Genomic DNA, 23,067 nt, shown 5'->3' with positions numbered 1-23,067 from the left:
TGTGTTAATGTAACTTAATATTTTCCTAACCATGCTCTGCTCGATCTACAGACAAGTAAAGACTCTCAATCGCGATTTTGCGAGTAGGAGTATTGATGACTTTTGGTGTCTTGATAGCAAGCAGGAGTTGGTTGGGAACTTTTAAACCCTCCATTATCGTCGTTATTTGAAATCAATGCAGGTGTATAACCGTTTGCCGTTGCACATAGAGGAGAGTAGCTTGCAAAAGATGAGCCGTACAGCTTGGGTAACATTTAGCACGGTGAGCGTTCATATTACAGGTGAATGCCAAAAATTAAAGATGAGCTATAGCTAACAAGTCCAACAGGTGGAAAGCGATGCCATTTTTGGCGAATGATTTTAATCTTCTGAGGAAGAAAATAACTGCTCGGTATCTGTCCTTGGAGTCAGAAGTTGGTGACTGCTGGATTAGGTTTGCTTTATTACCAGTAACTCATGAAAAATGAGAGTTGTCAGGTAAACGAGCATAGCTATTTCAGCAATACCAACTTTTTGATTTGAGTAGTTACTTTTTAACCAACAATATTAAGCAAGCTAACAATACTCAATGGAGTTGCATCGTATGGACTTGTATGGAGACGCCTTAAATATCCTTAGAGAAACGAGCCGGACATTCTATATCCCAATAGTTCGTTTACCAATAGGTCTACAGGAAGCCGTAGCATCAGCTTACTTGTGTTTGCGGGCAATTGATGAAATTGAAGACCATACAGAACTAGATAACCTTACCAAAGCAAATTTGCTGCGAGCAATTAGCTTGACATTACAAGCAGGAGTAGATGGTTTTCCTATTGATGCCTTCCACAAAGGATTGAGCACTCATGAGGATATACTACCAGAGGTTTCCCTGCGGATTCGAGAATGGGCAATACTTGCGCCTGCAACAATTGCACCTCGAATTTGGGATGCCACTGCTGCTATGGCAGATAGAATGGCATACTGGGCAGAACGTAATTGGAGGATCGATAATGAATTGGATTTAGATCGCTATACGTTTGGAGTTGCTGGTGCAGTTGGCTTAATGCTTTCCGATTTGTGGGCTTGGTATGATGGAACACAGACAAACCGTACCCACGCAATTGGTTTTGGTCGGGGCTTGCAAGCAGTTAATATTCTCCGCAACCACAAGGAAGATTTATCTCGTGGGGTCGATTTTTATCCAGTTAGTTGGTCTGAGGAAAGAATGCATCAGTATGCCCGTCGCAATTTAGCCATGGCAGATGCTTATATCAGTTCTCTTCCTCTAGGACCAGCTTTGGACTTTTGCCAGATTCCTCTAACATTGGCTTATGGCACTCTTGAAGCCCTTGTAAACGGGAAACCAAAATTGAGCCGTAGTGATGTTATTGCACTCATCGATCGATTAACTCAAATGAGTACATAAAACAGTGACCACCTGACCAAGTGACCAGTGAGCAAATAATTTTCATCCTAGAAAAAATTTCGCCTCTGTATCGCTTTGCCTATTGGTCAAAATAGCTCCTCGCACTTACTCACACACACAGCACCCTTTTTTAGGAATAGTTCAATATTTTCATATCTTGACAAATTGACCTTGACTTTCAAATGCAGTAACCGTAATGCTATTTCTATAAAACTCTTCTATACAAAAATGGTATTTTTATGAGTTAATAAGCAAAGGTTCGAAAAGCACTCCATCCTTGACTAAGGATGTAAAGTGTGATATCAAAATTGTGAAACAGTACCTGATGTGCAAATTGGCTTTGGCAAACAAACAACACTTGACAAATAAGGTATTTACAAATGAAACTTGGAAGCCAAAATCACAAAGAACTTTTCTGTCGCAGCTTTATTGAAAGCCATATCAAGTTTGAGCCGGAGCAACTTTCTTGGCCAACCGTAGACAGTGTAACTCTCGAACGCTTGCGTAGTATTCCTTTTTGGCAGGAGGCTCTGAGTACGGAACAGAAAGCTGGAGCAATGGTTCACGCTTTTGCACAGACGATCGCCGACCCGCTATTACGAGATGCAATTGCCCTTCAAGGTATGGAGGAAACCCGTCATTTCCAACTGATTAAATTTCTCATCGAGCATTATAAGATTCCAATTTCTCAAACTTCCGAACCTGTCATTCCTAACAATATCCAAACGGCTTTTATAGACTTTGGTTTTGGAGAATGCTTGGACTCTTTCTTAGCTTTTGGAATGTTTGGAATTGCCCGTCAAGCTGGTTATATGCCTGAAGCATTTTTCCATATATTTGACCCAATTCTTAATGAAGAAGCCCGTCATATTACGTTCTTTATTAATTGGGTCACTTATTTACAAATTCAGGAAGGGAAAAAAGCCAATTGGTTGCGGGGAGTTTATGCTCTTTGGCATTATAACAGAGCATTACAGCAAAAAATTGCAGCTTTCAAAGGCTCAAATGAAGAGCGGAATAAAGGTTTTACTGCTACCGGTGCTATGAACTTTATGGATAATTTAACTCCCGAACTATTTTTATCGACTTGTCTTGCAGAAAACACCAAAAGGATGAGCGTTTTTGACAAACAACTACTCCGACCTCAACTGTTGCCTACACTTGCCAAAATCGCTCTCCATGTTCTCAAGCTTATGCCTCAGCATCAGTACGGGCGCAATGCCTTGCGTCCCTACTAACCACTAACCAGTCTGTAACTTATCAAATTCAACTTGACCATAATCCAGTTTAATAATGCGATCGGCTACATGGAAATAGCGATCGTCGTGAGTGATGGCAATGATTGTTTTGCCACTATCTCTTAGGCTTGGCAAAAGTTTAGTATAGAAAATTTCCTTAAAAGCTGGATCTTGATCTGCTGCCCACTCATCAAACAAATAAATTGGTCGATCCTCCAAGTAAGCAGTGAGTAATGCTAGTCGCTTCCGTTGCCCTTGGGAAAGGTTTGTAGTAGAAAGCTTTCCATTTGCTATTGTTACTTTACGATCTAGTTGAAGTAATTTTAGGTATTCCTGGGCTTTAGTTTTAAGAGCGATATTATCTAATCCCAAAAGCTCATCAAACAAATAAAAGTCAGAAAATACTACAGAAAAATGCTGGCGATACCACTCTCTGTTTCGTTCGTCGATAACCTTTCCATCAAATATAATCTCTCCAGATTCAGGAGTGTAAAGCCCTACAATGATTTTAGCGAGAGTAGATTTTCCGCTACCATTTCCACCAACAATAAAAACGAGTTGATGGGGAGTAAAAGTCAAATTAATTGGACCGATAACAAAGGCTCCATCTTCTTTGTTTATGTTGTAATTATGAGTCACATTTAAAAGTTGCAAGTCACTCCACAAAGTCTTAAATTCAGATAGTTCTGTGGATATCTCAGCTTTACTTTCTAAAGAAAAGCCAAGTGATTCTATCTTATCTAACGCAATGTTGGCTTTAGTAATAATAGGGATATTCTCCACAATATTATTCATTGGCAACATTAAATAGGTGAAGGTTAAGATAAACCCAGTAAGTGTTTGAGGATTAAGAGTGAGTATATTGGGAAGTGAAAAAAGCACAAAACCAATTGCAAAAAAGAATATTAACCTGCCCCAACTTGTAGTTATTGCATAAAAAGAAAGACCTTTAATATTATGGTGGCTAAACGTAGTTGCTATCGAGCGCAAATTTTTTGAAAGAAAGGCTTGACGGCGATTGTAGTTGAGTTTAAGCTCCTTAACTCCTTCTGTAATTGTACGAAAATGCTTAAACAGCATATCTTGGTCTTCACGAGCAAGAGAAAGGTATTTTTTCCCTTGATTTAATAGCCACTGACAACTTCCAATTGCTACAACTGCTACGCCTACAACCATAAACAAGACTAGCCAAGAAAGCCATGTTATGTATGTTAAACAACCTATAACAATGGCAATATCAATGCAGAGATGTGGCATCACGTGAACTGCATTAGCAACTGTTTGGACATCCTCTGTCAAAGTTGCCAAGATGCGAGGATTTCCAAATTGTTCCAGATGACTTAATTCTGAAGCTAGTATCTGGTTGCTCAAACGCATTCGTAATTGAAAAATTGCATTTTGAGAGATACGAATTAGCAACATCTGGGAAACAACGCTAGTTATGAGTGCAACTAGAGCAAGCCCTGCAAAACCCCAAATGACGATCGCAAGACGTGAATTGGCGCTATTATTTGCTGCACTGCTAATCAAAGCAATGAGGCTAGCATTACTACCGCCACTTAGGAACCCGGTGACAACCGCAATAGCCACCATTTCCCATGAAGAACGCAGAAGAAAAGAAATCAAACGCATGAAGGTAGACAGCAGCGAACGAACACAAATTGCGCTCACCCTTTGAGCAGTTGGGTTTTTGCTATACTACCATACTTGTAGAACAACGTGTACACAAATATGAAAGAAAAGTCGTTGCGGTTTAGATTGTCGGAGCGCCGATACAACAAACTGAAGTTGTATGCTGAGTCTAAAGAAAAAACGATGACACAGTTAATCGAAGACTGGATAGACCGACTGCCAACGCCAGAAAAAAAAAATCCTCCAAGTCCGTTGTAACTTTATACTTAAGAACATCTACAAATGTGCCAATCACAAACCGTAAGGGTGACTAGAAACTATGATGAAAACTTTGCTACTCAACCCACCGTCTTTTGAAGGATTTGACGGCGGAGCAGGTTCTCGTTGGCCCGCAACACGCGAGATTGAATCGTACTGGTACCCAGTCTGGCTTGCCTATCCCGCAGCAATGATCCCCGAAAGTCGGTTACTAGACGCGCCTCCTCATGGCATATCGCCAGAAGAGACAATACGAATTGCCACTGAATATGATTTTGTAGTTGTTTTCACCAGCACACCAGGATTTTACAGCGACGTGCATTTGGCAGAAAAGATGAAGGCTGCAAAACCTTCGTTAAAAATAGCCTTTGTTGGTCCACACGTGACTACACTGCCAGAAGAAAGCTTAATGGCAAGTGAAGCAATTGACTTTGTAACTCACAAAGAGTTCGATTATACAGTGACAGAATTTGCTTCAGGAAAACCTCTGGAAGAAATCAAGGGTGTAAGCTTCAAAAAAGACGGCAACGTAGTACATACAGAACACAGGTTACCCATTGAAGATCTGGACGCTTTACCATGGGTAACGCCAATTTATAAGCGGGATTTGGACATACACCGCTACAACGTACCATTCCTACTACACCCATACATTTCTTTTTATACGACACGCGGTTGCCCTGCTAAGTGTACATTTTGTTTATGGCCGCAAACTTTTGATGGTCACGCATGGCGACAGCGAGCAGTGGACGATGTTGCTAAAGAAGTCGAACACGCACTTCAACTCTTTCCCGATATAAAAGAGATCTTTTTCGATGATGACACGTTTACCATTGGCAAACAGCGAGTGCTCGCACTATGCGAAAAGTTTAAACCTCTTAACTTCACGTGGTCTTGTACTTCTCGCGTCCACGTTGATTTAGAGACACTTCAAGCAATGCGTGCTGCTGGTTGTCGGCTATTTATTGTGGGATTTGAGTCAGGCAATCCTCAAATTCTCAAAAATATTAAAAAGGGAGCAACGGTCGAGCAAGCACGAGAATTCAAGAAAAACTGCAAAAAATCAGGTATTGCCGTTCATGGTGATTTTATTGTTGGGCTACCTGGTGAGACTCCAGAAACCATTGAAGAAACTTTAAAGTTTGCCCAAGAACTCGATTGCGAGACGATACAAGTTTCTGTAGCTCATGCTTATCCTGGTACTGAACTATACGATTTTGTCCAATCCAATGGGTACTTGCGAACCGATGGGGAAATGACAGATGAAACTGGACACCAGCTACCTCACTTTGAGTATCCAAGTTTGTCACGTGCTGAGATGATGGCAGCAGTAGAAGACTTTTATGGCAGGTACTACTTCCGTCCTCGGATTGTTGCTCGCATTGTCAAGAAAGCTCTTTTCAACTCAGAGGAACGCCATCGTCTTTATAAAGAAGCTAGAGAGTATCTTAGCTTACGTGCTAAGCGCAAGCAGTATGTGGTTAATCAAAGAGCTTAAGGAATTGTCCAAGAAATAAATTATCAGTGGCGGGCTAGAAGCTCCGCAGTCGCCTCAACGGGGGGAACCCGGAACCCCCCTTCGGGTTCACCAGTCCCCAGGGCGCGGGAAACCCGCCAGCAGGGCTAGCTTCACCGCACGGCGCTGCTCTGCACACCACAAAAACATGACTTAAAACAAGAGAAAGTTGGAGATTTGTAATAGCGACTCTAGGAAATCAAATGTTATATCTTTACCAATGTTTGCTCGGGGTGCTGTGTTTGTCAGCGATTTGGTATAACTGCTATGCCATTTATGCAGCAATTAAGTTCTTTTCATTGACTCCGCAAATTGATATCGACTTTCACCCACCCATCACTATATTGAAACCTATTTGTGGTCTTGATATTGAGACATATGAAAACTTTGCCTCATTTTGCAAACAAGACTATCCAGAATATCAAATTATCTTTAGCGTGCGTGATGAACGCGATCCCTGTGTAGAAGTCGTCAAAACCATTGTTAATGACTTCCCAGAAGTAGATATTTGTCTGGTTATTAGCGATCGCACTATCGGTACCAATCTTAAGGTAAGCAACTTAGCTAACGCACAAACCAAAGCTAAGTATCCACTCTTACTTCTTGCAGATAGTGATATCCGCGTTCAACCGGATTACTTAAAGCGGGTTATCCAACCAATGAAAGATCCTAGTGTTGGAGTTGTAACTTGCTTGTACCGTCCCCAAGTTCGAGGATGGATAGCAATCTTTGAAGCTATTGGGATATCAACTGAATACCTTGCTGGTGTTTTAGTTGCAAGATTTCTAGAAGGAATGAAGTTTGCTCTCGGTCCAACTCTTGCAATCCGCACAACAACTCTTGAGGAGATAGGAGGGTTTCAAGCAATTGCTGATTACTTAGCAGACGATTTTCAACTCGGTTATCTTAGCGATCGAGCAGGCTATAAGGTTATGCTCTCAGATTACATTATTGACCATACGATCGCCACCGAAAACTTAGCTGACTTAATCCATCGCCAAATCCGTTGGAATTGCTGTACGAGAGTTTCTCGTCCTTGGGGCTATTTAGGTCTTATCTTTACTTACGGCACAGCCATCAGTATATTATTTTTAATAGCAACATACGGAGCGATTTTTTCCTGGGTAATACCGGGGATCGTATTGATGACAAGATTCATCATGGCATGGGCGATTGGAGTTAAAAGCCTAAAAGATCCAGTAGCTAGAAAATTTTTGTTACTAGTACCTTTACGAGATCTCTTAAGTTTTGGATTGTGGTGCTATGGATTTATTGGCAGTACCTTCAAGTGGCGGGGTAGAAAATTGAAGCTAACCAGAAGTGGTAAATTAATACTACTCACAGTAGATTCTACAAAAGTTTTATCAGCTTAGATTAAGTAATTTCAGCAAATTTCAACTTGGTGAGGTACAAAAATTACCCCCCTCTGTCCCCCCTTAGCAAGGGGGGATGAAAGGGGGGTGTACCTCATTAGACTGAGAAAGGCTATAGATAGAAATAAGTTTATGCGGAAACACGTACCAATCGTTCTGTTACTTGTTTTTATTGCGATTATTTACCTCTCCATTTCTTTTGAACCTTCTGTCATTGATAATGCTGATGGCACGCACGCTCAAGCAGCCAGAGAGATGCTACAACGGAACGACTGGATAACAATGCATGTTAATGGAGTTCGTTATCTACAAAAAGCACCTCTACTTTACTGGTTAGTTGCCAGTGCTTATCAAGTTTTTGGTTTCAATGCTTTTGCCGTGCGTTTTCCTACTGTTGTTGCGATCGTGCTTTTAGGTTGGATGACATATACTTTTGGGAAATGGGCTTACTCACGGAAAGTGGGTCTTTATGCTGCTGCATCTCTGATTTTCTGTTGTGGGATGTTTTTATTTACTCGCTTCATGATCCCAGAGGCACTTTTAACTCTGTTATTTACTACCGCACACTTTTGTTTCTTAAAAGCATTTTTTGGTACTGGTAAATCCAAAAGATTTTATTATGGATTTTATATTGCCATAGCATTAGCAGTGTTAACAAAAGGGCTAATCGGTATTGTCTTAACAGTTAGTCCTATATTTTTATTTCTTTTATTAACTGGTAACCTTGCAGCTTGGAGAGAACTACGATTATTTTCAGGTAGTATCTTGTTCCTAGTCATTGCAGTGCCGTGGCATATTCTTGTTGGGATTCGCAACGAACATTTTTTCTGGTATTACTTTGTTAACGAGCATTTCTTACGATTTCTTGGACAACGCTATCCCAAGGACTATGGCAAACTGCCTCCTTTAAATTACTGGTTGCTGCACTTAGTTTGGTTATTTCCTTGGAGCTTGGGATTTCCACTACTTATAACACAGCGACCTCGTTGGAAAGCTCTAGCAAACAAGAAGATGCAAGTGAATCTTTACTTATGGTTGTGGGCGGGAGTTATTCTTGTTTTTTTTAGCATCTCTAGCGGTCTTGAGTATTACACATTTCCAGCTTACCCAGCTCTTGCTCTGTTATTAAGTCTTGCCTTAACTGAAGCTGAAGAAGGAATAAAAACGAGAAAATATTTAATATGGATGAATGGTATTTTAGCCATTTTTGGGATAGCTTTTGCTACCATAATGGCAATACTACTTTGGAAGGTTCGCAACGTCCAAGCAACAGGAGATATTTCGTCTTTTCTCAATATAGCCTCTTCTGATGACAAAAGATATACAATAGCTCTCGGACATTTATTTGACTTCACTCCTTACGTTTTGGCAGAATTACGCGATCCTGCCATTGGATCGGCTTTCATTCTCGGTTTAGGTTTTCTACTAGCATTTTGGTTCCGTCATAACAAACAACACATACATACAGTAACAGTCATGGTGATGACTATGGGGTTACTCTTTATTTGTGCTAACCAAGCGTACATTAAGTTCGAGCCTGTACTGTCGTCGCGGATTCTAGCTGAGGAAATTAAACAGCGATGGGAACCAAATGCGAAAATTGTCCTCAATGGCAATTACGAAACAGGTTCATCTCTCCGTTTCTATGTTAACCAACCCATCTATCTTCTCAATGGTCGTACTCTAACAATGGAGTTTGGTTCTCGTTACCCGGATACTCCAGCCATATTTTTGAATGATGAAGATATTCGGCGTTTGTGGAGAAGCTCTGACCGAATTTTCTTGTTTACTGAAAATCCTAAAAAAGAAACTTTACTTAAAAATTTGGCTTTACCTACATTTTTTGTTGTAGAAAAGGGAGGCAAAAGTGTTTTTACCAACAGACCACTATTATAATTACTAATCTGTCAAACACACCTTAAGTTATGATTCCACAGGATTTGCTTGTAACCTACATTCCGCGTCATCACCGACGTATTCTATGTATCTTCCCTAAATACAGTCGGTCATTTGGAACTTTCCATCATGCTTACCCCTTGATGAGTTGTGTTAAAGCTTTTATGCCACCACAAGGTATTTTAGTTGTAGCTGCTTATTTACCCAAACAGTGGGAGGTTCGATTTATTGATGAAAACGTACAAGTGGCAAAAAGATTGGATTACCAATGGGCTGATGTAGTCATTGTGAGTGGAATGCACATTCAACGCCTACAGATTAATCAAATTAATGAAATCGCTCACAAGGAAGGCAAAATAACAGTTGTGGGAGGTCCTTCTGTTTCTAGTTGCCCGGAGTATTATCCCGATTTTAATATTTTACACTTAGGAGAACTAGGGGATGCGACTGACCAAATGATTGAATATTTGGATACACACGTGACACGCCCCGAAAAGCAAATTCGCTTTGAAACTAAAGAACGTTTACCTCTGAACAAATTTCCTATTCCAGCATATGATTTGGTAAATCTCAAACATTATTTTCTTGCAAATGTTCAGTTTTCTAGTGGTTGTCCCTACCGTTGTGAATTTTGCGATATTCCTGAATTATACGGACGCAACCCTCGTCTTAAAGAACCAGAGCAAGTTCTAGTCGAACTTGATGCTATGCTCGCATCTGGCAATCCAGGTGCAGTCTACTTTGTCGATGATAACTTTGTGGGCGATCGCCGTGCCATCACAAAGTTGCTTCCTCATCTGATCGACTGGCAAAAACGCAATGGATATCCAGTTCAATTTGCCTGTGAAGCAACACTCAATTTGGCACAAAGCCCCAAATTGTTAGAAATGATGCGAGAAGCTTATTTTTGTACCGTTTTTTGTGGTATTGAAACGCCAGAAACTGATGCTCTCCAAGCGATTTCTAAAACACAAAATCTTAGTATACCAATTCTAGACGCAATTAAAATTTTGAATAGTTATGGCATGGAAGTCGTATCAGGAATCATTATAGGATTTGATACCGATACACCTGACACGCCAGATCGAATTCTCGAATTCATTCGGCTGTCTCAGATTCCCATGTTAACCATTAACCTACTTTATGCATTACCCAAAACTCCACTATGGCGACGGTTGGAACGAGAAGGACGGCTCGTGTTTGAAGAAAATCGAGAATCAAATATTAATTTTTTAATGCCTTACGAACGGGTTATTAATATGTGGCGACGCTGTATTACAGAAGCATACAAACCAGAATTTTTGTATCAGCGATTTGCTTATAATATGCAGCATACTTATCCCAATCGCATCGCAGTTCCTAACAGCCCTGCCCGCACTTCTTGGGATAATATCAAAAAAGGTTTGACAATTTTGTTAAATATTATATTTAGAGTGGGTGTTTTTGGTAATTATCGTAAAATTTTCTGGAATATGGCAATACCAGCATTAAAAACTGGCAATATAGAAGGTTTAATTCATGTTGGGCTTGTGGGACACCATCTGATTAAGTTTGCTCAAGAGTGCGATCGCGGAGATGAATCTGCTTCTTTTTACTCTCAGAAAGTCCGTCAGGAAGTGTCAGTTGAAGTTTAATATTAACCGCACCCTGTAGCCGATGCACGCAGATGAAGTTGTACTTTCGTGTAGGATTAACATTGCTCAATAACAATTTATTTAAGTATCGAAAGTTATAAAAAAAATAAATAGCTTTTGCTAGATTCAAGATTATATATAGTGTTTCCTAATCTGCTGAGGTACAAATTTGTCTGCGTTCGTCAGCTACAGGCTGCGGTTAATTCATTATCTTGTACCTTATGAAAGTCGGAATTGCTATAGTTAATTTTGTTAAGGTCAACAAATGGGACAAGCGGAAGCATTGCCTGTAATAGAGTTACCAAGTTTTTCTTTAGTTTTAGAGACGGAAAATTTGGCAAATGCTGACATTTCTGATTTTTGTGATTCTTTAACTTCTATTACAAATCAAGACATTTTTCATACTCATATTCCTAAAGTTTTGCTAATTGATAGCGGCGATCTCTCACAGGAAAAACTGAAGCAAATACAAGAGAAGTGTCCTTGGATTGTAGTTCATCAAGTGCCATCGGACACTAGCTATTACAAAGCAAAAATGATAGGAGCGGAACTTGTTATAGCGGAAATTATTGTTTACTGCGATTCAGATTGTATTTATGAGAAAAACTGGTTGAGAAATCTTCTAACTCCGTTTGTTTTGGACAGTAATATCCAAGTTGTAGCAGGAGAAACAACAGTAAGAGGTTGGGGACCTTACGGGACTGCAATGGCTTTAACTTATATCTTTCCTCAGTACTCAGGGCAGAAAAATTTAACAAAAACCTCTCAGTATTTTCTAAATAATGTAGCTTTTCGACGGAATTTTCTCCTAAAGTATCCCATTCCAGTTGAGCTTCCACTTTATCGAGGAAATTGTGTCATTCACGCTCAAAATATACTATCTAACGGTTATTCTCTTTGGCGACAGCCACTAGCTAGGGCAACTCACGCACCGCCAAATGGATTATCTCATTTTTTCCAACGTTTTTTCCTGATTGGTTGCGATTATTACTGGCAAAAAAATTTGTTGGCACGGGGTAAGGTGCCAGGGAATTATCAAGAATCTATCTCTGGATTTAAAGGGAAGTTACAAGTCTTTTTTGATAGATTAGGGAAAATGTTATCTTATAATCCACTTCACTTAATTTACTTACCTTTTGCAATTCCAATTGCTATAACGGCAGTGTTTCTGATTTTTGTTGGTTACATTGTGGCTCGTTTTAAAAATAGCTAATGGTGCAGCGTCATGTTGACAAAATATTGCAAAGTGTGATGCCATATTAGACTTTAATATAGAACGGGCGTCCCCTACGGGTATCTCTTTACGGAGACGCTCTCGTCGCTAGCGCGACACTGAAAGCTATGCCCACAAGGGCTATATGCTAGTTCCCTACGGCGGGAAAGCCGCTACAGGACTAGGCTCACCGCCCGTTCCACAAGATGAATAATTTATGTCTCCGAACATGATACGAGCCATTTTTGAGAGAAAGAATCTAGTGTATTTGCTCTCGCTTATCTACAATTGTCACAGGTTCATCTTCAGTGGCAATTCTCTCTTCATATCCAGGAGCAGTTCTATCTTCGTATCTATCTGAAGCCCGACCTATAGGAGGAGCAACATCAGAAGTGTAATTCTGTCCTTCGTGAGATACGCCATATATGTTCCAATTACGAATATTCCGATTTCGTAAAATGGAGCCAGCACGGTTAATTTCATCCTCCGTGCCTTCAATCATCACCAAGTAGTCACCTTGAGATATGCGATCGCTGTAGGCTCGAGCATCCTCTTCAGGAATCCCAGCACCAGTTAGCGCTCCTACAAGGCTTCCTGCGGCTGCACCTATCCCAGCACCAGCCAAGGTTGTTGCTATGGTTCCAGCTGCGAGAAAAGGACCAACTCCTGGAATAATTAAAGCTTCAAGACCTACGAGTAAGCCACCGAGACCACCTAAGACGGTACCTGCTACTGCACCAATCCCAGCACCTTCTTGAGCTTCATCATCACCACGGTCTTTGACATCGGCTCCTGCAATTTGGTCATTGTGCTCTGACTTCTTTGCTAAGATAGAAACTCTATCCATGTTGAAACCAGAACTTCTCAAGTCATTTAACGCCGCTTCGGCTTCTTCTCTGCTAGAAAATGTACCAACTGCACGTTTACGTTGTTGAAGTGCCATTTTTCCTCCTTACAAGATTGACAAATATGTTAACTCTTACAGAAGCACCACCAATCTTCTTAATAAGCAGTTCAACCTAAAAAAACATAAGATGTTCGTAGTTGCGCTGTCTATGCCTACAGCACGCAAGGGCGGCGAACGCATAAATCCCAACTACAAGCCTAAGGCATCTTACATTTCATTTGTTTGAGCTACTTATGAGCATTTCAGTTAGGCTAAAATAGCAAATGCTTCTGGTTTGACAATACCTTCAAAAAGTGGAAAACTGGTGGAATGTTGAGCAGTGTTACCAAAATATTTAGCTAGTTCCCAAGCAACTCGGTTCGTTGTAACCGATTGAGAATTCGAGTGACCAGTTGTGCTCCTACAATCGGCTTGCTCACGCAATCATCAGCACCTGCTGCAAATATTTGCTCAACAGTCTCTACTTCTGTGTGAGCAGTCAGAAATAGCACTGGAAGTTTGCACCAGTGCGGGTCATTACGCACCACCTGACATAACTCGATACCATTGATATTCGGCATTTTTACATCTAGAAGCAGTAAATCCGGAGAAAATTTTGTCAGGATTTCCCAAAAGTGCTGCGGATCGCAAAGAGTTGCTAATTTCAGTCCCACTGGCTCTAGTAATTTCTGTATAAGGGTCACCACATGTGGGTCATCGTCTACGATCATGACTTTTGCCTGAGTAATGCTTGGGCGTTGTAGTTGGATAACTTGCTCTAACACTTGCTTGGGAGGCATAGATTTGTCTAAAAAACCACCTCCACCTGCTCTTGCTACTTCTATGCGGTTAGTAAAATCATTTCGGTCTACAAACACCAACACTGGTATTGGTGGTGTTTGATTGGATAATTCTGCTACAAGCTCTAAACTTTCCCGAACGTTATGAGAACCACAGAGGTCAAGTATCACTGCATAAAAACGCTCGGATGTTTCATCAAAGGTTTGGGCATTGTCGAGCGCACGTTTGGCATTGGCAGTATCTGTAACAGTTTTTACTTGGAAATTGAAGTAAGCAGCTTCCTTTGCCAACGACTCAACGACAAGTCGATCGCCACTAACCACCAATAGCACATTCTGGCATTGCTCAGTTGGCAGTGGCTCAACAAAGCTTGGTTCGACCGAATTTTGCTCTATTTCTTGCTGCATCTTCATCACAACTTCGTACAAGTATAGAGCTTGAACGCGATCGATAAGTGCTTCACCTTCAAGCAAATGCTCTACCTCATAAGCTAAATGCGAACTATTGGCAAAACCAAAACTTCCCAAGGAACCTGCTAGCTTGTGTGCTTCTTCCCTTGCGTTTTGTCGTAGTTGGACATCAAGGACACCTTTTCTTAAAGCATTGGTTGCTTGTTCTAGAACTGCAATGCGCTCTGCAACCTTAGCTTTAAAATCCTCTCGCGCCTTATCAAAGGCTGCCAACAGAGCTTGCTGCTGTATCCAATTGGGCTCTTTTTCGGAAACCTGAGAAGTTTGTTCGTGAGACAGAGGCTTTAAGCGATAACCCAATCCGTAAACCGTTTCAATGAAATCATAGGATGCACCTGCTGCTTTCAACTTCTGCCGCAGACTTTTAATATGAGACTTAATTGTGTTTTCTGCTGGCGGATCTTCATCAGCACTCCAGAGTTGATCGATGATGGCACTTCGGCTAAATACGCGCTGGCTGTTGCGTAAAAAAAGCTCCAGAATACTGAACTCCTTTGATGTTAAATGCAAGGCTTCGCTTGCATAACTCACCTCACAACTACTGGGATCGAGGCGCAAATTTCCCCATTCTAGAATAGGAGGTAAGGAAGAATTTCCCCGACGGAGTAAAGCACGAATACGGGCTGCTAACTCTTGAAAGTCAAAAGGTTTAACTAAATAATCGTCTGCTCCAGCATCTAAACCCATAACTTTATCAGTTTTGGTGTCCTTTGCCGTAAGCAGCAGGATAGGCATTTGATAGCCGTCTTGACGCAATTGCCGACAAAGACTTATGCCATCTATCTTAGGTAGCATGACATCTAGTAAAATTAGATCGTAGTTGCAGACCGCCGCCAACTCCCAACCATCTTGACCGTCAACAGCAATATCAACCACATAACGTTGTTCTGTGAGATATGCCGCAACAGCTTGAGCAAGTAAATTATCATCTTCAACTAAGAGAATTCTCATGTCGAATCTTTGCTTTTAAAAGCACCCCCGCTCGTTAATACCAATCTCTACAATCAGTTATGTCTTGTTCACAGCCATCTGACATCTATCACGAGCTAGGAAAGATCCAAAGCACTATCAAAAGCAAGATGAAAGGACGAGTGCCCCATTTTAGCTACTGTACTGATGCTCTGACGGTACGATTCAAGGAGCAAGGGTAGCACTCGGTGGTGTTGGTACAAAACATTGGCGAGCGCACGAAGCAGAACAAATTCTCATTGGTTCGCCACCAAATCGTAACACTTTCGAGCAAGCCGCCACTGCAACCGTTCACGATGCCCAACTGCGCCAGCACAACCAATTTAAGGTAGATTTAGCACAAAGAACGATAGTGCGGGCATTGTCAATGTTGGCAGAAATAGCGTGAGAAACAAAGAATTGTGAAGGAAACAAACATGGGCGAATTTATTGGTCAAGCTGTCGATCGCGTTGACGGACGAGTCAAAGTGACTGGAACAGCGAAGTACACAGCCGAATTTAGTCTACCGCAACTGGCTCACGCCGTCATCTTACAAAGTACAATCGCTAAAGGGCGTATCCGCAAAATTGACACTCAGGCAGCAGAAAGGTTACCTGGTGTCCTCGCTGTCATGACACACCTCAATGCACCAAAGCTCAACGAAATACCAGAAGATCTGAAACCAACTCAAGGCAAAACGGGTCAGAGACTGATTCCGTTGCAAGGCGAAACAATTCACTACCACGGTCAGCACATTGGCGTTGTCATTGCAGAAACGCTCGAACAGGCTAACTATGCTGCAACACTCGTTAAGGTTGACTGCGAGGAGGAAGCCCTTATAAACAATGTGGTTCATTTAAGTGAAAACTGGTGTAAGCATTTTCCAATCCTTTCAACAGTAATTGCAACAAGCGTATTTGAATTTACAGGGAGTAAACAATTGCGTTTTTATACGAAATATTTTGCATGGCTCTGTGTTTTTAGTGACTGCTAGCATAAGCAATGGTACTAATTAAAGCATTCTCAGATTGTCTGGAATCAAGTCGAGTATGCTGAACAACAATCGGAATATCAGATTCAATAACGCACGCGTAGTCAGTATCGCGAGGAATGGGATCTGGGTCAGTCAGGTCGTTAAAACGCATATGTTTGGTGCGTCTTGCAGGAACCGTTACGTGATACGGTCCAACAGGTTCTTTATCGCTAAAATAAATCATAATTTCTACATGAGCATCTTTGTCTGAAGTATTCAACAGACAAGCTGTTTCATGACTAGTGAATTGAGGTTCTGATCCATGACTATATGCTGGAATATAACCTTCAGCTATTGCCCAACGTGTGTGTCCTATCTGTTTATTCATCAGTTTGTAATGTCTGCTACGTGTAAATATTTTGCAACGTCATCATACACTGTGCTTTGGTTAGCTATGGGTGAGTGATTATGGCAGGAATATAACTTTAGATAGTGGAAAACTTGTGGAGAAGTGGATAAATTAATAAATTAATAACATCAACTTTAGAGCGTAGTACCTGTTGTAAATCGCTGACTCCTCTATTGGTTAGTTATTTGTGTTGAAAAAAAGTTGAGGCAATTCTAACCAATCGGTTCTCGATCAAATTAATTTGACATATTGCGAGGGAACTCCACAACTTTTCCACTATTGAGAGATATCTTCAAATTAGACACCTACAAATAATAGCTCAACACGAATGTATGAAATCTTCCTTCATTACCCCCTACTTACTACTTCTTTTTTTAATCTATAAATAGTTAGGTGAAGTTGAGAAAAAATTTTAGAATTTATACCATAGGTATTAAAAAATCCTCGTAGGTCTTACTTAATTTCAACTCACTATTCTATTTATTTATTCTATTGCTTTCTTTTTTCCAATTTGTATTAGGTAAAGAGCACTAGATTGTTGCATTTTTAAGAGTCGAAATGAAGTGAAAATGAACTTTATCAGATGTATAGTCAAATTTTATCTATATAGTCCCCTCTGAAGACGGGGTGTAAGGTCAATACACCCCTTTTATTTCTTTTGATTTATTGCATCTTCGATACAAAAGTTGTACTGAGGTGAAGCCCAAAAATTCATCTTACCATTGGAGGAATGTTTACGATGTTTAATTGCTTACGTTATTTATCAGGTAGCGTCGTGCTATCTGTTACCATGACAGTCAGTGCAATCGCTGCTCCCGTACTTGCTCAAACACCTTCTCCAACTCCATCTCCAACATCGAATCCAGGTGTTAACTATTCAGACATTAACTATTTTGATGTTGCACCTAGTTACTGGGCAAAACCATACATTGAAACTCTCACTCAGAAAGGAATCATTGAAGGCTTTCCCAATGGAACTTTTAGACCGGAGCAGCCTGTAGAACGCGCAGAATTTGCGGCTATGATTGCTAGGGCTTTTGACCAGGAACAAGTTCGACCCTTAGGTGACACTGGATTTAGAATCGATATCGGGTTGTTTTGTATTGGCGATCGCTGTTTCGATGACTTGCGCGGCTTGAGAACCAACAAAATTTTGAACTTGTAAGACAATTTCACGCTTGACTGCTGCTTCCCCGAAAACTGCACCAACAGTTGCAATAACAATAATTAACAGTGGTGCAAGGGAAAATACCGTCTAATAATCTAAGGACGATGCTAAAAGCGATACTTGTTTAAATTCCCACTCTGCAAACGTTGCTCGTTTACCTCCTTGTCCATAAAGGCTGAAACCCTGATTTTACGTTCATTTCCCAAAGTTTGTGGTTTACTAAGTAAGGATGTTGTCAACTCATCTTAAATGACTGCTAAGGCACCAGCTATTGCTGAAGCAACTAGAGGGCGATTAGAGTATCACGATCAAATTGTCAAACAAGTAAAACCATTTACTTAGTATTGTCCATCACAATGGAATGTTACAAAGTTCTATTCCTTAGTAGGGTAAGTGCTTCAATCGTTGGATGGAGTATTAGCAGCATGATTCCTGATTAGCCTGAAAGCGTAATAAGTAGATAGATCAAGCCAAGGAGTAGTTAGTAGAATTTTATGACTTTCAATATCGTTGATACTGACCACAATGACAGTCAGCCACTCGCGTTGGATTGGACGAGTGTAGCGTTTTTTGCAGCAGTTCATGCCCTGGCTTTATTAGCTCCCTGGTTTTTCTCCTGGTCTGCTCTGGGAGTTGCCATCTTTTTGCACTGGTTATTGGGTAGTATTGGCATTTGCCTGGGATATCATCGGTTGCTGACGCATCGCAGTTTGCAGGTTCCAAAGGGATTGGAATACGCCATTGCGCTACTGGGTTGCCTTGCATTACAAGGTGGTCCAATCTTTTGGGTTGCGGGGCATCGTAGGCATCACATATACACCGAAGACCTTGATAAAGATCCCTACTCAGCAAAACGAGGATTTTGGTGGAGCCATATGGGTTGGATACTCTACAAACGTCCAGAGTTTTTGGAGTACGAATCCAATCGGGAATTTGCACCAGATTTAGCAAAAGATGCATTTTATCGTTGGCTCGATCGCTACTTTCTCCTGCTGCAAATTCCGCTTGGAGTTGGGCTATACCTGCTAGGCGGGTGGTCTTTTGTAATCTATGGACTCTTTGTCAGATCGGTTCTACTTTGGCATAGCACCTGGTTGATTAACTCTGCTAGCCACATCACTGGCTACCGCAGCCATGACTCAGACGATAACTCTCGGAACTTGTGGTGGGCAGCAATTCTTACCTATGGAGAAGGTTGGCACAACAACCATCATGCCTATCCTAACGTAGCAAAAGCGGGCTGGAAATGGTGGGAAATTGATATGACTTGGTGGGCGATCGTCAGCCTGAAGCAAGTGGGATTAGCGCAAAGAATTGTTTTACCGCCCACAGTTTGACAACTGGAGGTTTGTCCCATAGTAGAAAAAGTCAATCCAAAAAGTGTTCTCAACAATTGGCTACAGCGAACAGGCGTAAGCGTGCTTACTTATTCGCTTCAATTTCCTCTTGACAGTTATAACAACAAAACTCCTTTGGTGGCGTAGGTGAACTATGGTTACCAAGTTTGAATGTTGGGAAGTTACTTGGGTTCGACTGTTAATGCCACAATAAAAAAGCCTTTCAACAGAAAGGCTAAATTTTCAAACGGAAATTGCAAAATTTTTAACCAACAAATACAGCAGATTGCAACGCGGAGGAGGTACAGACTGTTGTAAGGGCGCTCTTGCGCCGCGCCCCTACCGATGTACTTCATTTACCTAAAAAATGCTGTAAGTTAAGACCATTAACTGCTAAAGCACCGGCTATTGCTGAAGCAACTAGAGAAACACTAGCCGTGTTAAATAGCCACCAAGCAGCGCCTGCAACAGCTTTTTTAGTTTCTATTGCTTGCTTTTTAGTTTGCTCTTTGATGTCAGAAAGGCGTTTGTTAACTTCCTACTGGATGCGTTTGGCTTGGTGCAATACATTATCCCTTGCCGCTTCAATACGGTTGATAATTTGATTAGCATCTTCCTGAGAAATATCTTCACGAGAACTGAGGATGGCGACTAGAGTATTACGATCGAACTGACTGAGGCCATCGCGCAATGCATCAAATCCCGCTTGCGGATCGTCAAACAATTTAGCAAAGTCTTGTTGAATATCTTCATAATTGAGTTCGGGTCGATTGAGAGAGTTAAGATAGGTGCGAATTCTTGCAAAACTCCTGTCGTTCGCTGCTTGTACCCTTTGCTGAAGCCTTTATTATTTTGGTCCTTTCTCTAGTGCTTCAGAAGCAGAGGTTGCTCGTCCTGGCTATATCGAAGACCTTGAAAGCGAGGGAGCACGCTTGACAGAAGTCACTATCAAACGCTTTAAGCCAAGCGTGTTGACAATCAATTATGAAGAGGATTAAATCAATCATTTGTATTTGCCCTGTGTTGAACTAGCACCAAGGTGAAAGTGACGATGGAATACAACCCATCTAAAATATTTCATTTTCATCGTTAACTACTTCAAATTCTTTTGGAGTTAACGACACCACAATATTTTCAGAATTTACTTGAATGAGCCACCGACCGCTAAATTTAGCACGAGAAAGCATTTCTCTATCGACAATAACACCAATTTTTCCAGCAACGTATGCAGGACATAGAATTAGCACTTTGTCCCTCATGAAAAAACCTACGAGCGAATTAAGGTGCTCTGGAAACAGTTAGAATACAGTAAACAAGAGCTAAGAATTGGTGACTGTAGGGACTCGTAAACATAAATAATTAAATTACTTAGTAGTTGTTAGCTGCTCCAGGCAAACTTGCAATTTGGTGAGAACAAAATATGTTGAAATTGACAAGCTCCCAGTTACAACGCTATAGCATTGTTATAGTAGGGGTAATACTTGCTGTGCTATGAATAAAGCGGCTGTGGGGGCTGCAGAAGTTTGCCCTTTACCCATTGTTTTTAGCGGTTGTCATTGTCACGGTTAGTTCTTGGTATGAATGCAACCAACTGTTAGTGCAAGAGCAAACCGCACGCGCCCAAGCAGAAAACGCAAACCGTTTAAAGGACGAGTTCTTAGCTATAGTTTCCCACGAACTACGCACTCCCTTGACTGCAATACTTGGGTGGGTTGGGATGTTGCAAACAGGTATGTTAGATTCGGAAAAAGCAACTCTCGCGCTTGAGACGATTGAGCGCAACGCCAACTTGCAGATGCAACTAATCGACGATCTCCTTGATGTTTCGTGTATTATCAGGGGAGAACTCTCGTTGAACTGCGACTGGGTTGACTTAGTTGGAGTGATGACAGTAGCGATTGAGGCTGTGCAGCCCGCCGCAGATACCAAGGCTATTCAACTTGAGTCCGTGTTTGATATATCAGTAGAGCCAATTTGGGGCGACTCAGACCGCTTGCAACAGGTCGTGTTAAATTTACTCTCTAATGCAATTAAGTTCACACCCGATTGCGGACGGGTTTATGTGCGATTATCAAAGGAACAGAGCAGGGAATCGGGAGTAGGGAGTGAGGAGCAATCTCCTCACTCCCCAACAGTTGCACAAATCATTGTAAGCGACACGGGTAAAGGTATGAGTGCTGACTTTCTACCGTATGTTTTTAACCTCTTCCGCCAAGCAGATAGCACAAGTACTCGCTTAAATAAGGGGCTAGGATTGGGTTTAGCAATCGCACGTCATTTAGTAGAGATGCACGGCGGTACTATCGGTGCCCATAGCTCCGGAATAGGACAAGGGGCAACGTTTACAGTAAAGCTGCCAATCCCAAAATAGAAGAAAGAGAAAAGAGAAATCAGCCAAGAGGAGAAAAATGAATTTAAGGGCGGACAATGGAAAACGCTTGCAAATAGACCCACTAGGTATTAAAGTGAACAACTTAATAAGGTAATAACGCTCAACAAACGCATATTTGATTGCTTGAGAACGCTTTTTGCAAAATGATTTTAGAGGTTTAGAAATGAAGAATATCTGGTCGCAGTGCCTTTTGGTTTGCTGATTTTTTTCTACAACGACAAAGGTTTTTCCTGGTTTGATTTACACTTGCACTGTATTAGTGCTTACATAAAATATAGCGCTCCTCAATGAATTACAAACACTACATTTGTCTCTGCTTTTATTTACAAGCCTTCTAGAGTTTTTCTGTTTATATCTCAAATAGGATTGCTATATAAGAAAATTTTCTAAACGTTCTGCAAGAAGACTGAGTTGCTCATATGTGCGGACAAGACGTTTACCCTCAACGTGAACCTCTGTCGTTGGGTAATTTTGGATGATTTCAATCAACGATACTTTGTTGTCTTTACTAGCTGATAATACTAAAGACGATCGCAAAGCTTGTCTGTCTGCGTTACCTGAGGGAGTATGAATTGTCTGACTAATCTGGTCTAATAAAAATATACCAATACGATTATTCAGTACACGATCCAACGTCACTGGGTTAGCACTAACTTCTCGTGTTAAGGTATTGCGAACTGCTTGAGGGTCTTGCTCGGCCTGATTAAAAAAGAACCTTAGCTTTGGCGAAACCTCTCCAGTTTCAGCTAAGGCTGTTAGTTCACTTACTGGTATTGTTTCACGAAAAATACCATACTGAAAAACAACAGTTTCTGCCGCGAACGCACTGGTACTAGAAAAGACAACACTAACAAATGTAAGTAAAGGAACAGCGTCTTTTAATATGGAAACAAGGTATTTCATTATTGTCTTCTTTCTTTTTTATCAAAAATGTTTATATTTTAGAAATATTTCATTTTAAAAATGGTTAAATAATTTTTCACCTCTTAACAGGGATTAATTTGTGAGCCTTCTATATCCTTCTATGTTTTCAAGTTAAGAGATGCTGTTTTATAAACCATCTCCCAAAAGTTGTATATGACATACTAACTCCGGATTTCTCACAACGATTTAAACGACTTGCCCAAAATACTGATAAGGATGCTCTTAAGACAACAGATCCATTCACTGCAAATGCTAACGTCGTCATATAAGCATTGACGATCAACCGTTTCCAAAGGTCATGCGATCGCTGTATCATTGTTCACCGTGGAGCCAGAACTATTCCACTAGATGACATTGATGCCAATCAATCCGGGTGTCTTGCAGCAATCGAAGCCCGGTGGATGATTCTTCGCTATGGTGGTAATGCGAAGGATGCTGCGATCGCAACTTACTTTGGATTCCAAGCTCTTGTTGAACCTGCAACCGTGCAAGCAGAGAAGCAATTAGAGTCTACGGGTCTTCCACCTATTTAAAGGCAATGCCATGAAATTAAGCCTACCGAATGCAGAGAAAGCGATCGTTGCCACTGGGCA

General features: G+C 41.1%; 19 protein-coding genes and 3 pseudogenes. 14 read left to right on the top strand and 8 right to left on the bottom strand.

Translation table 11 applies throughout. The features are described from left to right. Positions 1-25 precede the first annotated feature (25 nt). On the bottom strand, positions 26-154 hold the full coding sequence (locus F7734_RS65035; RefSeq protein ID WP_279239651.1) for a hypothetical protein: 129 nt from the start codon (positions 152-154) through the stop codon (positions 26-28). Positions 155-583: 429 nt separating this feature from the next. On the opposite strand from F7734_RS65035, the gene F7734_RS02710 reads away from it, so the two are divergent. Further along, complete coding sequence (locus F7734_RS02710; protein WP_155743269.1) at positions 584-1,405, top strand: phytoene/squalene synthase family protein; 822 nt, start codon at positions 584-586, stop codon at positions 1,403-1,405. A 380-nt stretch (positions 1,406-1,785) separates the two neighbouring features. Further along, positions 1,786-2,643: a ferritin-like domain-containing protein gene (locus F7734_RS02705; protein ID WP_155743268.1), complete on the top strand. Its 858-nt coding sequence runs from the start codon at positions 1,786-1,788 to the stop codon at positions 2,641-2,643. A 3-nt stretch (positions 2,644-2,646) separates the two neighbouring features. Here the strand turns inward: F7734_RS02705 and F7734_RS02700 are convergent, their stop codons facing one another. Continuing rightward, positions 2,647-4,275: a cyclic peptide export ABC transporter gene (locus tag F7734_RS02700; protein WP_155743340.1), complete on the bottom strand. Its 1,629-nt coding sequence runs from the start codon at positions 4,273-4,275 to the stop codon at positions 2,647-2,649. Between the two features lie 99 nt (positions 4,276-4,374). Between F7734_RS02700 and F7734_RS60520 the strand changes: the two genes are divergently transcribed. The 6 genes from F7734_RS60520 (at position 4,375) to F7734_RS02675 (ending at position 12,165) form a co-directional block, all read left to right on the top strand. Continuing rightward, positions 4,375-4,533, top strand: coding sequence for a hypothetical protein (locus tag F7734_RS60520; RefSeq protein WP_166481690.1), 159 nt, complete (start codon positions 4,375-4,377; stop codon positions 4,531-4,533). A 64-nt stretch (positions 4,534-4,597) separates the two neighbouring features. Next, positions 4,598-6,031 carry a hopanoid biosynthesis associated radical SAM protein HpnJ gene (gene hpnJ / locus F7734_RS02695; RefSeq protein ID WP_155743339.1) on the top strand — a complete coding sequence of 478 codons (1,434 nt, stop codon included), beginning with the start codon at positions 4,598-4,600 and terminating at the stop codon, positions 6,029-6,031. Between the two features lie 221 nt (positions 6,032-6,252). Further along, positions 6,253-7,422: a bacteriohopanetetrol glucosamine biosynthesis glycosyltransferase HpnI gene (hpnI, locus tag F7734_RS02690; protein WP_155743267.1), complete on the top strand. Its 1,170-nt coding sequence runs from the start codon at positions 6,253-6,255 to the stop codon at positions 7,420-7,422. 132 nt (positions 7,423-7,554) lie between these two features. After that, positions 7,555-9,318, top strand: a complete 1,764-nt coding sequence (locus F7734_RS02685; protein WP_155743266.1) for a glycosyltransferase family 39 protein — start codon at positions 7,555-7,557, stop codon at positions 9,316-9,318. Between the two features lie 29 nt (positions 9,319-9,347). After that, positions 9,348-10,952 carry a B12-binding domain-containing radical SAM protein gene (locus F7734_RS02680; RefSeq protein ID WP_155743265.1) on the top strand — a complete coding sequence of 535 codons (1,605 nt, stop codon included), beginning with the start codon at positions 9,348-9,350 and terminating at the stop codon, positions 10,950-10,952. A gap of 265 nt (positions 10,953-11,217) precedes the next feature. Then, positions 11,218-12,165 (top strand): glycosyltransferase family A protein, encoded by a 948-nt coding sequence (locus tag F7734_RS02675; protein WP_155743264.1) that lies wholly within the window; start codon positions 11,218-11,220, stop codon positions 12,163-12,165. Positions 12,166-12,424: 259 nt separating this feature from the next. Here F7734_RS02675 and F7734_RS02670 read toward each other — a convergent pair whose 3' ends face one another. Together F7734_RS02670 and F7734_RS02665 are read right to left on the bottom strand one after the other, a co-directional pair. Continuing rightward, positions 12,425-13,108 carry a general stress protein gene (locus F7734_RS02670; RefSeq protein ID WP_155743263.1) on the bottom strand — a complete coding sequence of 228 codons (684 nt, stop codon included), beginning with the start codon at positions 13,106-13,108 and terminating at the stop codon, positions 12,425-12,427. A 302-nt stretch (positions 13,109-13,410) separates the two neighbouring features. Then, the gene (locus F7734_RS02665) at positions 13,411-15,273 is read right to left on the bottom strand and encodes a response regulator (protein ID WP_155743262.1); all 1,863 of its coding nucleotides are present in this window, start codon (positions 15,271-15,273) and stop codon (positions 13,411-13,413) included. A 434-nt stretch (positions 15,274-15,707) separates the two neighbouring features. Between F7734_RS02665 and F7734_RS02655 the strand changes: the two genes are divergently transcribed. After that, positions 15,708-16,265 (top strand): hypothetical protein, encoded by a 558-nt coding sequence (locus F7734_RS02655; protein ID WP_155743261.1) that lies wholly within the window; start codon positions 15,708-15,710, stop codon positions 16,263-16,265. Here F7734_RS02655 and F7734_RS02650 read toward each other — a convergent pair. Further along, positions 16,252-16,632, bottom strand: a complete 381-nt coding sequence (locus F7734_RS02650) for a sensory rhodopsin transducer (RefSeq protein WP_155743260.1) — start codon at positions 16,630-16,632, stop codon at positions 16,252-16,254. The two genes, F7734_RS02655 and F7734_RS02650, sit on opposite strands and share 14 nt — an antisense overlap. Positions 16,633-17,392: 760 nt before the next feature. On the opposite strand from F7734_RS02650, the gene F7734_RS02645 reads away from it, so the two are divergent. Together F7734_RS02645 and F7734_RS02640 are read left to right on the top strand one after the other, a co-directional pair. After that, positions 17,393-17,818 (top strand): S-layer homology domain-containing protein, encoded by a 426-nt coding sequence (locus F7734_RS02645; RefSeq protein ID WP_155743259.1) that lies wholly within the window; start codon positions 17,393-17,395, stop codon positions 17,816-17,818. Between the two features lie 497 nt (positions 17,819-18,315). After that, positions 18,316-19,158, top strand: a complete 843-nt coding sequence (locus tag F7734_RS02640; protein ID WP_038093672.1) for a fatty acid desaturase — start codon at positions 18,316-18,318, stop codon at positions 19,156-19,158. 352 nt (positions 19,159-19,510) lie between these two features. On the opposite strand, the pseudogene F7734_RS02635 reads toward F7734_RS02640, so the two are convergent. After that, positions 19,511-20,002 (bottom strand): annotated as a pseudogene (locus F7734_RS02635) (MFS transporter); the annotation flags it as partial. 1 nt (position 20,003) lies between these two features. On the opposite strand from F7734_RS02635, the pseudogene F7734_RS02630 reads away from it, so the two are divergent. Further along, a pseudogene (locus tag F7734_RS02630) lies at positions 20,004-20,156 on the top strand (DUF1816 domain-containing protein); the annotation flags it as partial. 69 nt (positions 20,157-20,225) lie between these two features. On the opposite strand, the gene F7734_RS02625 reads toward F7734_RS02630, so the two are convergent. Beyond that, complete coding sequence (locus F7734_RS02625) at positions 20,226-20,417, bottom strand: hypothetical protein (RefSeq protein WP_155743258.1); 192 nt, start codon at positions 20,415-20,417, stop codon at positions 20,226-20,228. Between the two features lie 329 nt (positions 20,418-20,746). On the opposite strand from F7734_RS02625, the pseudogene F7734_RS02620 reads away from it, so the two are divergent. Further along, positions 20,747-21,529, top strand: a pseudogene (locus tag F7734_RS02620) (HAMP domain-containing sensor histidine kinase); the annotation flags it as partial. A 390-nt stretch (positions 21,530-21,919) separates the two neighbouring features. Here the strand turns inward: F7734_RS02620 and F7734_RS02615 are convergent. Next, a complete protein-coding gene (locus F7734_RS02615; RefSeq protein WP_155743256.1) occupies positions 21,920-22,453 on the bottom strand; it encodes an alpha/beta hydrolase in 534 nt (177 codons plus the stop codon). Between the two features lie 293 nt (positions 22,454-22,746). On the opposite strand from F7734_RS02615, the gene F7734_RS02610 reads away from it, so the two are divergent. Further along, positions 22,747-23,007 carry a hypothetical protein gene (locus F7734_RS02610; RefSeq protein ID WP_155743255.1) on the top strand — a complete coding sequence of 87 codons (261 nt, stop codon included), beginning with the start codon at positions 22,747-22,749 and terminating at the stop codon, positions 23,005-23,007. Positions 23,008-23,067 lie beyond the last annotated feature (60 nt).

It is taken from the genome of Scytonema sp. UIC 10036 (genome assembly GCF_009725235.1).
This window is presented reverse-complemented; position numbering and strand designations above follow the sequence as displayed.

Coding starts and splice junctions, on each gene's coding strand:
- F7734_RS02700 (WP_155743340.1), bottom strand. CDS start 4,275: ATGCGTTTGATTTCTTTTCTTCTGCGTTCTTCATGGGAAATGGTGGCT.
- F7734_RS02645 (WP_155743259.1), top strand. CDS start 17,393: ATGTTTAATTGCTTACGTTATTTATCAGGTAGCGTCGTGCTATCTGTT.
- F7734_RS65035 (WP_279239651.1), bottom strand. CDS start 154: ATGGAGGGTTTAAAAGTTCCCAACCAACTCCTGCTTGCTATCAAGACA.
- F7734_RS02710 (WP_155743269.1), top strand. CDS start 584: ATGGACTTGTATGGAGACGCCTTAAATATCCTTAGAGAAACGAGCCGG.
- F7734_RS02615 (WP_155743256.1), bottom strand. CDS start 22,453: ATGAAATACCTTGTTTCCATATTAAAAGACGCTGTTCCTTTACTTACA.
- F7734_RS02625 (WP_155743258.1), bottom strand. CDS start 20,417: ATGAGGGACAAAGTGCTAATTCTATGTCCTGCATACGTTGCTGGAAAA.
- F7734_RS02685 (WP_155743266.1), top strand. CDS start 7,555: ATGCGGAAACACGTACCAATCGTTCTGTTACTTGTTTTTATTGCGATT.
- F7734_RS02665 (WP_155743262.1), bottom strand. CDS start 15,273: ATGAGAATTCTCTTAGTTGAAGATGATAATTTACTTGCTCAAGCTGTT.
- F7734_RS02640 (WP_038093672.1), top strand. CDS start 18,316: ATGACTTTCAATATCGTTGATACTGACCACAATGACAGTCAGCCACTC.
- F7734_RS02650 (WP_155743260.1), bottom strand. CDS start 16,632: ATGAATAAACAGATAGGACACACACGTTGGGCAATAGCTGAAGGTTAT.
- F7734_RS02680 (WP_155743265.1), top strand. CDS start 9,348: ATGATTCCACAGGATTTGCTTGTAACCTACATTCCGCGTCATCACCGA.
- F7734_RS02705 (WP_155743268.1), top strand. CDS start 1,786: ATGAAACTTGGAAGCCAAAATCACAAAGAACTTTTCTGTCGCAGCTTT.
- hpnJ (WP_155743339.1), top strand. CDS start 4,598: ATGAAAACTTTGCTACTCAACCCACCGTCTTTTGAAGGATTTGACGGC.
- F7734_RS02675 (WP_155743264.1), top strand. CDS start 11,218: ATGGGACAAGCGGAAGCATTGCCTGTAATAGAGTTACCAAGTTTTTCT.
- F7734_RS60520 (WP_166481690.1), top strand. CDS start 4,375: ATGAAAGAAAAGTCGTTGCGGTTTAGATTGTCGGAGCGCCGATACAAC.
- hpnI (WP_155743267.1), top strand. CDS start 6,253: ATGTTATATCTTTACCAATGTTTGCTCGGGGTGCTGTGTTTGTCAGCG.
- F7734_RS02655 (WP_155743261.1), top strand. CDS start 15,708: ATGGGCGAATTTATTGGTCAAGCTGTCGATCGCGTTGACGGACGAGTC.
- F7734_RS02670 (WP_155743263.1), bottom strand. CDS start 13,108: ATGGCACTTCAACAACGTAAACGTGCAGTTGGTACATTTTCTAGCAGA.